At 58.5% G+C, this 12,973-nt stretch carries 9 protein-coding genes; 2 read left to right on the top strand and 7 right to left on the bottom strand.

Annotated features, from left to right (window positions below):
• Positions 1 to 9 precede the first annotated feature (9 nt).
• The 5 genes from V8689_RS21505 to V8689_RS21485 all read right to left on the bottom strand — a co-directional run bounded on the left by V8689_RS21505 (position 10) and on the right by V8689_RS21485 (position 5,005).
• Positions 10 to 711 (bottom strand): ABC transporter ATP-binding protein, encoded by a 702-nt coding sequence (locus V8689_RS21505; RefSeq protein WP_003193540.1) that lies wholly within the window; start codon positions 709 to 711, stop codon positions 10 to 12.
• A gap of 1 nt (position 712) precedes the next feature.
• Positions 713 to 1,480, bottom strand: coding sequence for a high-affinity branched-chain amino acid ABC transporter ATP-binding protein LivG (gene livG, locus V8689_RS21500; RefSeq protein WP_003193538.1), 768 nt, complete (start codon positions 1,478 to 1,480; stop codon positions 713 to 715).
• Positions 1,477 to 2,730: a high-affinity branched-chain amino acid ABC transporter permease LivM gene (locus tag V8689_RS21495; RefSeq protein WP_003193536.1), complete on the bottom strand. Its 1,254-nt coding sequence runs from the start codon at positions 2,728 to 2,730 to the stop codon at positions 1,477 to 1,479. Before V8689_RS21495 ends, livG begins: the two co-directional genes overlap by 4 nt.
• Complete coding sequence (gene livH, locus V8689_RS21490) at positions 2,727 to 3,650, bottom strand: high-affinity branched-chain amino acid ABC transporter permease LivH (protein WP_003193535.1); 924 nt, start codon at positions 3,648 to 3,650, stop codon at positions 2,727 to 2,729. The genes V8689_RS21495 and livH overlap by 4 nt, the downstream gene beginning before the upstream one ends.
• A 227-nt stretch (positions 3,651 to 3,877) precedes the next feature.
• The gene (locus V8689_RS21485; RefSeq protein WP_044267553.1) at positions 3,878 to 5,005 is read right to left on the bottom strand and encodes a branched-chain amino acid ABC transporter substrate-binding protein; all 1,128 of its coding nucleotides are present in this window, start codon (positions 5,003 to 5,005) and stop codon (positions 3,878 to 3,880) included.
• 341 nt (positions 5,006 to 5,346) lie between these two features.
• Here V8689_RS21485 and V8689_RS21480 point away from each other — a divergent pair, with 341 nt between their 5' ends.
• Entirely contained in the window at positions 5,347 to 5,652 is a 306-nt protein-coding gene (locus tag V8689_RS21480) for a DUF2288 domain-containing protein (RefSeq protein WP_032895676.1), read from the top strand.
• Positions 5,653 to 5,903: 251 nt separating this feature from the next.
• Complete coding sequence (locus V8689_RS21475) at positions 5,904 to 10,121, top strand: dermonecrotic toxin domain-containing protein (RefSeq protein ID WP_060766075.1); 4,218 nt, start codon at positions 5,904 to 5,906, stop codon at positions 10,119 to 10,121.
• Between the two features lie 55 nt (positions 10,122 to 10,176).
• On the opposite strand, the gene V8689_RS21470 is transcribed toward V8689_RS21475, so the two are convergent.
• Positions 10,177 to 12,441, bottom strand: a complete 2,265-nt coding sequence (locus V8689_RS21470; RefSeq protein WP_056786904.1) for a putative bifunctional diguanylate cyclase/phosphodiesterase — start codon at positions 12,439 to 12,441, stop codon at positions 10,177 to 10,179.
• Positions 12,442 to 12,580: 139 nt separating this feature from the next.
• Positions 12,581 to 12,949 (bottom strand): YkgJ family cysteine cluster protein, encoded by a 369-nt coding sequence (locus tag V8689_RS21465; protein WP_056786902.1) that lies wholly within the window; start codon positions 12,947 to 12,949, stop codon positions 12,581 to 12,583.
• Positions 12,950 to 12,973: the final 24 nt, after the last annotated feature.

Raw genomic sequence — 12,973 nt, 5'->3', positions numbered from 1 at the left:
TCACTCTTTCTAGCCGCCGAGGTACGCCTCCCGCACTTTCGGGTCGGTCAGCAGTTGCTCGCCGGTGCCCTGCATCACCACCCGGCCATTCTCCAGCACATAGGCGCGGTCAGCGATTTTCAGCGCCTGGTTGGCGTTTTGCTCTACCAAAAACACCGTCACCCCGTCCTTGCGCAGCTGTTCGATGATGTCGAAGATCTGCTGGATGATGATCGGTGCCAGTCCCAGGGACGGCTCGTCCAACAGAAGCAGCTTGGGCTTGCTCATCAGCGCCCTGCCGATGGCGAGCATTTGCTGCTCGCCGCCGGACATGGTGCCGCCGCGCTGGCTGAAGCGTTCCTTGAGGCGGGGGAACAGGTGCAGCACCTTGTCCATCTGCTCCTGGTAATCGCCCTTGTCGGTAAAGAACCCACCCATGGCCAGGTTTTCTTCCACGGTCAGGCGCGAAAACACCCGACGGCCTTCGGGCACCACCGCAATGCTCTTGCGCATGATCTCGGCCGAGTGCTTGCCCACCAGTTCTTCACCCATATAGCGGATGCTGCCACTGTAGGCTTGCGGCGAACCGCACAAGGTCATCAGCAAGGTCGATTTGCCGGCACCGTTGGCGCCGATCAGGGTGACGATCTCACCCTGGCGCACTTCCACATTGACGCTGTGCAGGGCCTGGATCTTGCCGTAGAAAGTGGAAACGTTTTCGAATTGCAGCATTTTACGCTTCCCCCAAATAGGCTTTGATCACTTCAGGATTGTCGCGGATCTGCTCCGGCGTCCCGTTGGCCAGCGGCGTGCCCTGGTTGATCACCACGATATGGTCGGAGATGCTCATGACCAGTTTCATGTCGTGTTCGATCAACAGCACCGTGGCGTTGTTTTCCTCACGCAGCACACTGATCAGCGCCTTGAGGTCTTCGGTTTCCTTGGGGTTCAGGCCGGCGGCGGGTTCGTCGAGCATCAGGATGCGCGGGCGGGTCATCATGCAACGGGCGATTTCCAGGCGACGTTGCTGGCCGTAGGCGAGGGTGCCGGCGGGGCGGTTGGCAAACTCGGTCAGGTTGACCTTGTCCAGCCAGTACGCCGCGTATTCCATGGCCTCGCGCTCGCTCTTGCGGAACGCCGGGGTCTTGAACAGGCCGGCGAAGAAGTTGGTGTTCAAGTGACGGTGCTGGGCGATCAACAGGTTCTCGACCGCCGTCATGTCCTTGAACAACCGCACGTTCTGGAAGGTCCGCACCACGCCTTTGCGCGCAATTTCGTGGCCGGCCAGGCCCTGGATCGGCTGGCCGTCCAGCAGGATGCTGCCACCACTCGGCTTGTAGAAACCGGTGAGGCAGTTGAACACCGTGGTCTTGCCGGCGCCGTTGGGGCCGATCAGCGCTACTACTTGTTTCTCTTTGACGGTCAGGGCCACGCCATTGACCGCCAGCAAACCGCCGAAGCGCATGCTCAGGTTTTCGACTTTCAGGATCTCGCGGCTCATTTGCGCAGCTCCATGTGTGGACGTTGCATGGGCAGCAGGCCTTGAGGACGCCAGATCATCATCAGCACCATCATGGCGCCGAACATCAACATGCGGTATTCGCTGAACTCACGCATCATTTCCGGCAGCAGGATCATCACGATCGCCGCGAGGATCACGCCCAGTTGCGAGCCCATGCCCCCCAATACCACGATGGCGAGGATGATCGCCGACTCGATAAAGGTGAACGATTCCGGCGTCACCAGGCCTTGGCGAGCGGCGAAGAAGCTGCCGGCAAAACCTGCGAACGCAGCGCCCAGGGTGAATGCGGAAAGCTTGATGATGGTCGGGTTCAGGCCCAGGGCGCGGCAGGCGATTTCATCTTCGCGCAACGCTTCCCACGCGCGCCCGATGGGCATGCGCAGCAGGCGGTTGATCACGAACAGGGCTGCCAATGCCAGTAACAGCGCGACCAGGTACAGGAACACCACTTTGCTCACCGGGTTGTAGGCAATCCCGAAGTACTCGTGGAAGGTCTGCATGCCTTCGGCGGCGCTGCGGTCGAACGACAGCCCGAAGAATGTCGGCTTGGGGATGCTGCTGATGCCGTTGGGGCCACCGGTGATGTCGGTAAGGTTACGCAGGAACAGGCGAATGATTTCGCCGAAGCCCAGGGTCACGATGGCCAGGTAGTCACCGCGCAGGCGCAGCACCGGGAAGCCCAGCAGGAAGCCGAACGTGGCCGCTGCCATACCGGCCAGTGGCAGGCAGATCCAGAAGCTCCAGCCCAGGTAATGCGAGAGCAGCGCGTAGGTGTAGGCACCCACGGCGTAGAAGCCCACATAACCCAGGTCGAGCAGGCCGGCCAGGCCCACCACGATGTTCAGGCCCAGGCCCAGCAACACGTAGATCAGGATCAGCGTGGCAATGTCGACCGCGCCGCGCGAGCCGAAGAACGGCCAGATCAGCGCCGCGATGATCAGCCCGATGATGATGTAGCGCTGGGTGCGCGGCAGGGTCAGAAATTGGCTGACCTTGGGCGACACCAACGGGCCACGGTTGCCCTTGAACAAGGCTCCGACCTGCTGGGTGAACAGTACACGCAGGAACATCAGCACCGAACACAGCGCGATGACGGTCAGGGTGACGGGCCCGGTGCCATGCACTTCCAGGTTGATGCCGACAATGCTCAGCTTGAGACCGAGTACCGGAAAGGCCACGGCCCAGACCAGCAAGGCGCTGAAAAACGCCGATTTAAGATATCTGCTCATACTTTCTCAACCTCCGGACGGCCCAGGATGCCGGTCGGACGGAACAACAGCACCAGAACCAACAGGCCGAACGCGACGACGTCCTTGTACTGGTCACCGAAGATATCGGCGCCAAAGGCTTCGGCCACACCCAGCACCAGCCCGCCGAGCATGGCGCCCGGAATGCTGCCGATGCCGCCCAATACCGCCGCGGTAAAGGCCTTGAGGCCCACCAGGAAACCGGCGTTGGGGTTGATCACGCCGTATTGCATGCTCAGCAACACGGCCGCCACGGCTGCCAGCGCAGCACCAATGACGAAGGTCAGGGCGATGATGTTGTTGGTGTTGATGCCCAGCAGGTTGGCCATCTTGATGTCTTCGGCGCAGGCCCGGCAGGCGCGCCCCAGACGGGAGCGGGAGATGAACAGCGTCAGGCCCAGCATGGCCACCAGGGTGACCACGAAAACCAGAATCTGCATGTACGAAATCAGCACTTCTTGTGCGCCACCCGGGCCGAAGGAGATGCTCCCCGGAATCAGGTTGGGAATGGACTTGTCCTTGGAGTCCTGGGACAGCAATACGGTGTTCTGCAGGAAAATCGACATGCCGATGGCGGAAATCAGCGGGATCAAACGGTTGCTGCCCCGCAGGGGGCGGTAGGCGACCCGCTCGATGCTGTAGCCATAGGCACTGGTCACGATGATCGACGCCAGGAACGCAGCGGTCATCAATAGCGGCAGGGAGTGGATCCCCATCATGGCCAACCCGGCAAGGGCGATAAAGGCCACGTAGGAACCAATCATGTACACCTCGCCATGGGCGAAGTTGATCATTCCAATGATGCCGTAAACCATTGTGTAGCCAATGGCTATCAAGGCATAGGTGCTGCCAATGGTCAGGCCATTAACCAGCTGTTGGAAAAAATGATAGATCTCAGGCATTACAGCGCTCCTAAAAACCCGATACGCATTTCACTGGTGGAGTCATTTCCGGCTCGGTGCCCTGTTCTGTGACCAGGTTGCACAAAGCGTTTGCCAGCGAACCGCTGGTGACGGTTTTAAGATTTTCAGGTGAGCCAGCGCCCGGATCGCGGGTGACATGGCCCATAAACCTCGTAAAACAAAGCCCACTGCTTGCACAGTGGGCTTGTTGACCAGTAACGCCTGGCTTACTGAGGGGAAACTTCGGTTTTTGGTTTACCGAAGTGCCATTCGTAGACCACGAACTTGAAGTCCTTCAGGTCGCCCTTGGCGTCGAAGCTCAGGTCGCCCGTAGGGGTCTTGAAGGTACCGGCGTGGATGGCCTCGGCCACTTTGGCGGTGTCTTCGCTTTTGGCCGCAGCAATACCACCGGCAATCACTTCAACTGCCGAGTAGGCCGGGAACACGAACGGACCGGTTGGGTCCTGCTTGTTCTTGGCGAACTCTTCAACAATGGCTTTGTTGGCAGGGTCGGTGTCGAAGGATTTCGGCAGGGTCACCAGCAGGCCTTCGGAAGCGCCCTGGGCGATTTGCGAGATGGAGTCGTTACCCACGCCTTCTGGGCCCATGAACTTGGCGTTCAGGCCTTTTTCCTTGGCTTGGCGCAGGATCAGGCCCAGCTCAGGGTGGTAGCCGCCGTAGTAGACGAAGTCGACGTTGGCTTGCTTGAGTTTCTGGATGATCGAGGAGAAGTCTTTGTCACCGGCGTTCAGGCCTTCGAAGACGGCAACCTTGGTGCCTTTCTTCTCGAGGGTCTGCTTGACGGCGGTGGCGATGCCTTCACCGTATTGCTGTTTGTCGTGCAGTACGGCGACGATTTTCGGCTTCACGTGGTCGGCGATGTAGTTGCCGGCCGCTGGGCCTTGCGCGCTGTCCAGGCCGATGGTGCGGAAGATCAGCTTGTAGCCACGGGACGTGATTTCAGGGCTGGTGGCAGCCGGGGTAATCATGATGACGCCTTCGTCTTCATAAATATCCGACGCTGGCTGAGTGGAGCTGGAGCAGAGGTGGCCGACGACGAACTTGACGCCATCATTGACCACTTTGTTGGCAACGGCCACGGCTTGTTTTGGATCGCAAGCGTCGTCGTATTCCTTGGCTTCAAGCATCTTGCCGTCTACGCCGCCCTTGGCGTTGATGTCTTTGATGGCTTGCTTGGCACCCATGAATTGCATGTCGCCGTATTGCGTTACCGGACCGGTCTTGGGACCGGCGATGCCGATCTTGATGGTGTCGGCTGCGAACGAATGGCCGGCAACCCCAGCCAGGACCATAGCGGCAAACAGTTTGGAAATCTGCTTAGTAGCCTTATTCATAGTGCTCCACTCTTACTGTTGTATTTTTTATAGTTCTAGCGGCCTTGTGAGCTGCAGAACCGGATCAGATATCGCGGATATCCCCCCGGCATTGCCCTGGCAACTGTACCGGTACAGTGTAGAGCGCTGGCTGATCGCTTGAAAAGCTGGCAGCTGGGGGCAAAACCTGGGTATGTCGCTTAAATGAAAGAAAAAGACAGAATCGCGGCGGGTTGCGAACAGCTTTCAAGGCATTCCTTGGCTTTCCTGGCACTTTCAATCGTTACTTCATTTGCTACTGGGTTTTTCTGCCTGAGCGACGGGGCTATGATTGCGCCGATTTTTTACTCAGGTGAATTCCCATGACGCAAGAACCAAGCACCCTCTATGCCAAGCTGCTCGGTGAAACCGCCGAAATTTCCTGGAAGGAGCTTGAGCCGTTCTTTGCCAAGGGTGCCCTATTGTGGGTCGATGCCAGCCTGGATTTGATCGAGGCAGCCGAGGGAATGGCCGAAGACAACCGGGACAAAGTCGCCGCCTGGCTAGCCGCCGGGAGCCTTGGCGAAGTGTCTGCGACGCGGGCATTGGACCTGGTTGAACGGGATCCGAGTTTATGGGCGGTGGTGGTCTCGCCCTGGATCCTGATCCAGGAAAGGGCACGACTCTGAGGTGCTGCACTTATTTGGCGCGAACTGACAAGGCGTTAAAGTGTGTAATCGAGTAGCGTGATGGCTCTTTGCCGTGAAGAAACGTCACACGCAAGGGTGACGTTAACGTCACGGGCACAGTTGTATGCCTTCTGCCACGTCGTTTTAATTGTTATAGCGTATGTCAGGATCGTCCCGGTAAGTATGTAACGCTGTTTCCAGCGATACATCCGTAATTCTCAGCCCTGAAATCATTGACTCAGGGCTCGACCATGCAACCGACTTACCGATTGTCCTCCACGCCTGCCGCAAGCCTTGCGGCGACGCAGGACAACGAATACAAGACCCATTACCGCGATCAACTCCAAGGCATCGACACCACACTGCAGTTCCTGCGGACTCGGCCCTCTTTCGCGTCGTTTATCAACGAGCGGTTAAATGCGACATTCACGTCCACCGCAAACCTGGACGCGTCTCGGGTATTTATCAAAAGCGATCCGAGCGGCGTTGTGGTTGCGCAAGACGCCGTTCAGGCGACTCGGCTGCTTCCTAGCGTGATGGATGCTGTCATCAGACGAATCGTTGACCAGCAACCCGCGTCTTTTGCCAGCCGCAGCACTACTTTTACCTTTGACCGCGACGAGGAAGCCGACGAGCAGTTGCCCTCATCGCTGACACCGGCCGCATTTGACACGTTTCTCGATGAACTGTCGGCTTCGCTGCAGACGGCCTACCGGGCGTGCCTGGATACTTTCTGGAAACAGGCAGTCAGTACGACCGACCCGCGCTTGCCCCGGGATTCTGTGATCTCGGCACGTAGCAAGCAGATAAGCGTGGAGGCTTCGTTGCTCAAGGCCGATGGGACGCTGAACACCAACGGCTTGCGCCTGGTCGAGACGTTCGTGGCATATCCCGATGCGGTCGCGCGGCAAGCAAGGCCTAACAGGCCAGCGGCCTACGCCGTGGTGTTGAAGGGCGCAGGTGCTGGCGCTGATATGCCTTTGCATGGCGCGGTGATGCTGACCGCTAGGGATCCTTTCGATTCGTCCTCCGACAAGAGTAAGCCGCTTGCACCGCTCGTGGCTCGCCCGGTAACAACCAGCGTCAATGTGGGTATCGTCGTTTTGTTTACACCTAATCGCGGCCTGGAGGCGTTCCAGTCCTTGGCGCTTCTGGATCAGGAACTGCATCGGCGCTTAAACACCGACTACGAGTTCGATGGCCTCTTCTCCCTGCTTGCGGACAAACACTACGAGCCGGCGACGGCCCTGCGTGACAAGGCACAGAGCACCGGTTGCTTTGACTACAAAGAAATCCTTGAATCAGTGTTCAGCGCCAGCGTGGCGGCGCAGTATGAAAAGCTGGTCGATGATTTTGCGTTCATGGTGAGTCGGTATCAGCGCCGGGGCACCGATGAAGACTTCAGCCAGCTGCCAGTCAGCCTGGATCGAACCATGGACATGCAAAAGTGCTTCGGCGTCAGTGAGGTGTTGCGCGCTCGTGAAACCAAACGCTCCAAAGCCGAACTCGAGCAGTTTTTAAGCGCGGCCTCAGAGGCCGATAAACAGGCCTGGGCAGCGGCCGCGCGTGACTACCTGGGCGAACTTGAACGTGCTTATACCGGGGAGGGGCTGCCCTCGGTTTTACAGTATGGTGACCAGCAGACGCTATTGGCCTACAGCAGTGAGCAACTGGCGCAGGCGCTGGAAAACCAATACGGCATCGAGACGGACCCGTGCGATATTCAGGTCACTGTTCGTCGGCCCAACCCCGCGCCGGGTCTTTATTTTCCCGGCGCCAGGCCCAATCCGCAGAGTGGCCAGCCGCACTATTCCACTGACACTAAAAGCCTGGCGGCGCTGGCCCTGGAAAATGTCGACTATCTGGACGAGGTGTTTGTGGCCAAGTCCAAATTGAGCCTGTACGGGGAGCCCTACACGGCGTTGACCACGCAACAGGTCAAGGACCTGGTACGTGACGTGGATATTGGCGGCTCCTACATTGAGTTTCTCAATAAACGTCTTCTGACATCGGCCGAAGCCAGGCAGCTCAAGCAGAGTTTCGTCGACGTCATGTGCAAGCAGCTCAGGGTCGATGGGATTGAAGCCAAGATTGCCAAGGACTTTACGAGCGACAGTTATGCACGGGTCAAAAGCGTGCTTGACCACCCCACCCAGACTGCGGAGCGGGCCAAGGCGGGGGGCTATGAAGTCAGCGTTTCGGCGCTTTATATACGTGATATTCATGTGCGCGGTGTCCTGGCGGTTACCTGCGCCAACCCAAAAAACAATGTGATCGCCTTGTATACCCCACGGTCCCCGGATGGGCGCGCCTTTCGCGAATACACCGGCATGACGCAACTGCTGGATCAGTTCGTCAATAACAATGCGTGGCAGGATTATTTATTTGAGCGCATGGATGGTTCTGCGCTGCCACGACTGCGAACCACGTTCAGAAGAGGGATTTTCCGAAGCGAGATCTCTCTGTGGGGGATCAAGGGCAATTTTCTGGAGCGTGCCTACGATTTCGAGGCTCGCGCTGCCATCGCTCAGGCTGACCGCAAGACCACCAGTACCCATGAGTCAAATGTGCGCAGCACCTGGACGGTGGTCGAAGGGTTGGTTGAAGTGGCGTTAGCGGTTTTCCCGGTCAAGGTGACGTTTGTCATTGGCTTGGTGCGCAGCGCAATGGCGTTGAGCGCCGCCCTGGATGCTTTGCAAAATGATGACAGCGTGGGGGCGACTCATGAGTTTGTCAGGGCATTCGGCTATATGGTGGGGGCGCTGATTGACGGTGCGGTGGGGTTCGCGCCTGTGCGCCTTCCTTCTGCGCGGCCAGGCTTGCCGCACCAGATGGCGCTAAACACGGCGCCCAAGGACGTCACGCCATTGGCCGGCTGGGAAAGCCAAGGGTTTTATACCCGCGCGGGAAAAGGCTCGACGCCCGGACAGCATTTCCTCAAGGAAAAGGACCAGTGGTTCAAGGTCATCTATGACGAGACGACGGCAGTCGGAACCTGGCGTTTGCAGAACCCTCGTCGAGACGGTAGGCATCACTATCACCTGCCGCCTATTACTCGCAACACGGCTAACGAATGGATCATACGCTCGCCCGAGATTGGCCTGAGGGGCGGTTATCACTCGCGTATGGCACGTGATGACCTGATGCGGCTCTACCCAGACCTTGGTGATGTGCAAGCGGCGCGGGTCCTGGATTCGTTCGAGTTTCCTGCCGGGCGGGAACGGGCCATGGAGCTTGCTCTGGTGCGGCGTCTGGGGGATGGCCCGCTGGAATTGCAAGCCATTGGGCTGCGCGATATTCCTGTCGAATTTCGTCAATACCTCAATGCGACCACGACGCTCGATCAGGCCAGGCTGCGGCTACAGGGTATAGACCCAGGGCGTACCGCCCCTGTTGCCCTGCCGGCGGCGCGCGCGAGTGTCATCGTGACTCAGCAATGGAAGTCCTGGGGCACGAAGATTGATCCTGCCTTGCTGCAGCGTAAGTCTGATGCGTTCATGGCCTGGGAATACAAACCGGTTTACAGCCAGCAAACGGGTTGGTCTCAGCAAGAGGGCATCTTTATTAAAGTCGATGATCTTTACTATCGCACCCATGACCAATCGGACTGGTTTACAGGTACTGCAAGCATCTACAAGCCGGGTGCGACCTATGATGACTTTGACAGCTTTGAGCTGATGCTGCGCAACAACCCCTCCGAACAACCGATGATCGCGACCTGTGATCGGGCCACCAAAGAACTGGCGACACAAAGCTGGCAGGTAGTGGAGAGAAGACCGTTTGAGAAAACCATCACGGCCTATGTTCAAGAGGCGTTTCCAGACTTGACTTCAGTGAGCCACACGCAGATCGCTCGGGCTGTATTCAATAAGTATCGCCAGGACTACAAGTATGTGGACATGCTGCGGGTGTGGCGCACTGGGCAGACAGCCTTGGATACCCCTTTGTCACTGCTCGAACTGACGCGGCACACGATAGGATCGAACCCGAGGGTTCCTTTGGGGCGCGCGCACGAAGGTACGCAGCCAGCAGCCTGGCGGCGTGTGGATTTTGCTTCGGATCGCTTTGAACCGCACTTCAATCACGCCGTCACGCGTCCGGGGCCGGTGACGCTGCGGGCATTGATGACCGAAGTCATGGCCAAGGTTGCCCATGGAGAGCTTCTGGAGGTGTCAGGCACCAAACTGCTGTTCAGGCGAGCCGGGGACGATAGGTTGTATTGTTTGCACCTGGTCGATACGTCGGAGGCGTTTATCGCTGACCGGGGGTTCCGAAGATCCTTACAGCGACCCCGGGACTATCGGGAGGTGAGTAGGGGGCAATTTGAGCTGCAGTACACCAGTTTCAGAAATACGGACTTCGGTACGGCGCTGAATAACCAAAAGGTCATTAATCTGATTGGCGGGCTCCAACACAACAGGCGTAGCGTCCAGCCCTCTCAGCTGTTCATTATCAGGTTGGATACCTAGCGCTTGGTTCTACGTGTATCCCCTGCACACGGCTTGTTTTGGGCTGGAGGCGGTATCAGCGAATCGGCCTGACGATAGACTGCGAACCCATTCGTTCCGTAGCGGGATCCTTGGGGGCAGGGGTTTCGCTGTTGGTTTCCACGCTGAGCGGGTACAGCGGATTGCGCATGGCAATCCCCTGCATCACGCCGATGATGTCGTCGAAGGGCACCGCCGGGCTGAGCAGGTAGCCTTGGATGTAGTCACAGCCATGCTTGAGCAGCAACTCGAACTGTGCCTGGGTTTCCACGCCTTCGGTGACCACCTGCAAGTGCAGGGTGTGGGCCATGCCAATAATCGCCTGGACAATTTCACTGTCTGCGGTGGATTTGGGGATGTCCTGGATAAACGAGCGGTCGATCTTCAAGGTGTTGAGCGGCAAGCGCTTGAGGTAAGCCAGCGACGAATAGCCGGTGCCGAAGTCATCGATGGCCAGTGAAACACCCAGGGCGCGAATCTGCCGCAACAGGGCCAGGGTGCTGCTGATATTGCCCATCAACGCGTTTTCAGTGACTTCCAGTTCCAGGCGATTGGTGCCGATGCCGGCGAAGCGCAGGGCATCTTCGATTTCATCGGCCAGTTCGTCACGCGCCAGGTTCAACGCCGAGCAGTTCACCGCCATGATCAGCTCGGTGTAGCCCCGGTCAGACAACAGGCTCAGGTCGTGACAGGCCTGGCGCAATACCCAGTGGTCGAGCTCGGCGATCAGCCCGTTGTTCTCGGCAATGCCGATAAAGCGGTCCGGGGCCAGCAGCCCGTGTTGGGGGTGTTGCCAGCGCACCAGGGCTTCCAGACGCGTGACCTTGCCCAGCTTCATGTCGAATATCGGTTGATAAAACAGCACCAACTGGCTGCGCGTACGCAAGGCGGCACGCAGCTCTTCTTCCAGTTGCAGCTCAAGAAAGGCACGGGTTTTAAGGTTGGAACTGAAGAAGTTCAGACAATTGCGCCCGGCATCCTTGGATTGGTACAGCGCCAGGTCGGCGGTTTTAAGCAGTTCTTCGCAGGTGTGGCCGTCTTCGGGAAACAGGCTGATGCCGATGCTGGTGGTCATCACCATGCGCCGGCCGGCCAGTTCGATGGGTTCTTTCATCTTCTGCATGATGCGCTGGGCCATGTTCCGGGCTTCGTCGCGGTGATGAATATTGACCAGGATGCAGAACTCATCGCCGCCAAAGCGTGCCACCACATCTTCATGGCTGCGTATCGAACCCTTGATATGCCCGGCCAGCACCGTGAGCAGTTGGTCGCCCGCATCATGGCCCAGGCTGTCATTGATACGTTTGAAGTGATCGATATCGAGGAAGATCACCGCCATCATGCCCTGAGTGCGGGTTTTTTCCGCGACTTTCTCCGCGAAGATCTGATTGAAACCACGGCGGTTGAGCAGGCTGGTCAACGCGTCGAAGTGGGCCACTTGTTGCAGCGAGGCGCGGGCCTGGTCGAGTTCGCTGAGCAGCGCGTTGACCCGGCGCAGGTCGCGCTCCTTGTGTTGCAGCTTCTTGTCGGCCAGGGCTGCGCTGACGCTGCTGCCGATCACCAGCAAGGTGATCATCGCGACTGAAAGGCCCAGTTGAATCGGGTTGTCATCGGCCCGCAACGAAAGGTCCGTGCCGCTGGGCACCAGCATTTGCATGGCCGCCATGCCGGTGAAGTGCATGCTCAGGATCCCGGCACCCAGCACCAGGCTGGCGGCGTATTTGAGCAGTTGGTGAAACACGCCGGCCCCATTGCGCAGGTAACTGGACAGCAACAACGCCGCCAGGCTGGCGCCCATGGCAATCGCCACCGAGGCCAAAAACAGCCGTGTTTCGAAGTACACCTGGGCCTGGGAACGCATGGCCGACATGCCCACGTAGTGCATCAACGCGATACCCAGTCCCATCCACACCGAAGCCACCAGGTACTGATGAAAACGCAGGTGGGTATGACTGAGGGTCTGCATGGCGAGCAACGAAGCGATCAGGGCGATCAGCAGCGAGGCGAAGGTCAAGATCAATTCGTAGTGAATGGCAATGGGGGCCTGGAAGGCCAACATGCTGATGAAGTGGGTCGACCAGATGCCACCTGCCAGGCATCCCGCACCCAGCCAACGCCAATGGCGGCGGGCGGTGGGGTCTTCGACATGGCCCACACGTTCGGCCATGTCCAGCGTACCGAAACCCGCCGCGCAGGCGACCAGATACGCCAGCAGCACCAGAAACGGGTTATGAGTGCAGTTGAGCAATAAATGCCCGCTGTCTGGAAGGTCGGTAAAAAAATGCTGCCCCAGCCATTCCATAGCTTATCCCGTCACAGAGCCTCGTCACTGCCAGCGGCGATGACCTATGAGGTCGAGTATAGGAGTCTCTCGAGCTTTGCCATCAGTAATGGCGTTTTGATCTCAAATTATTTTGATATGCCTTCCATAGCGTTTGGTGCTAAGCGCTGATAGGCAGGTCGAGTTCCAAGTGTGGAGCCTCCAGCGGGGCCAGGCCAAATGCGGCACGGGCGGCGTCGCAATCGACATTTTGCACGCCCTGGCTCCAGGATGCCTCGAACTCGCGACACACGCTGGAGCGCTGCTCATAAATTGAGCAGCTGGTGGCTTGTCCGACTTCACCTTCAAGGCTGCAGCACCGTGCCGGCTTGCGGTCGGTACCGATCATCGCCACGCGGCTGGGGTTGATCTGCACCACCCGCTCATCGGGCACCGTGCCCCCGGACGAGGCGCACTCACCCCAAAAGAAAGACACGCGAAAGTGTGAACAGCAGGCACCGCAATTCAGACACGGACTGGCTTCGGACATGGGCGTCATCAATAAGAAAAGTAG

This window comes from Pseudomonas sp. AK181 (genome assembly GCF_051122975.1).
Lineage (GTDB): Bacteria > Pseudomonadota > Gammaproteobacteria > Pseudomonadales > Pseudomonadaceae > Aquipseudomonas > Aquipseudomonas lactis.
Note: the sequence above shows the minus strand (reverse complement) of the source record. Positions and strands in the feature narration are given on the sequence as shown.

What these genes read in the sequence shown, in the direction of transcription:
- V8689_RS21480 (WP_032895676.1), top strand. Translation starts at nt 5,347, where the DNA reads ATGACGCAAGAACCAAGCACCCTCTATGCCAAGCTGCTCGGTGAAACC.
- V8689_RS21495 (WP_003193536.1), bottom strand. Translation starts at nt 2,730, where the DNA reads ATGAGCAGATATCTTAAATCGGCGTTTTTCAGCGCCTTGCTGGTCTGG.
- V8689_RS21470 (WP_056786904.1), bottom strand. Translation starts at nt 12,441, where the DNA reads ATGGAATGGCTGGGGCAGCATTTTTTTACCGACCTTCCAGACAGCGGG.
- livH (WP_003193535.1), bottom strand. Translation starts at nt 3,650, where the DNA reads ATGCCTGAGATCTATCATTTTTTCCAACAGCTGGTTAATGGCCTGACC.
- V8689_RS21505 (WP_003193540.1), bottom strand. Translation starts at nt 711, where the DNA reads ATGCTGCAATTCGAAAACGTTTCCACTTTCTACGGCAAGATCCAGGCC.
- livG (WP_003193538.1), bottom strand. Translation starts at nt 1,480, where the DNA reads ATGAGCCGCGAGATCCTGAAAGTCGAAAACCTGAGCATGCGCTTCGGC.
- V8689_RS21485 (WP_044267553.1), bottom strand. Translation starts at nt 5,005, where the DNA reads ATGAATAAGGCTACTAAGCAGATTTCCAAACTGTTTGCCGCTATGGTC.
- V8689_RS21465 (WP_056786902.1), bottom strand. Translation starts at nt 12,949, where the DNA reads ATGTCCGAAGCCAGTCCGTGTCTGAATTGCGGTGCCTGCTGTTCACAC.
- V8689_RS21475 (WP_060766075.1), top strand. Translation starts at nt 5,904, where the DNA reads ATGCAACCGACTTACCGATTGTCCTCCACGCCTGCCGCAAGCCTTGCG.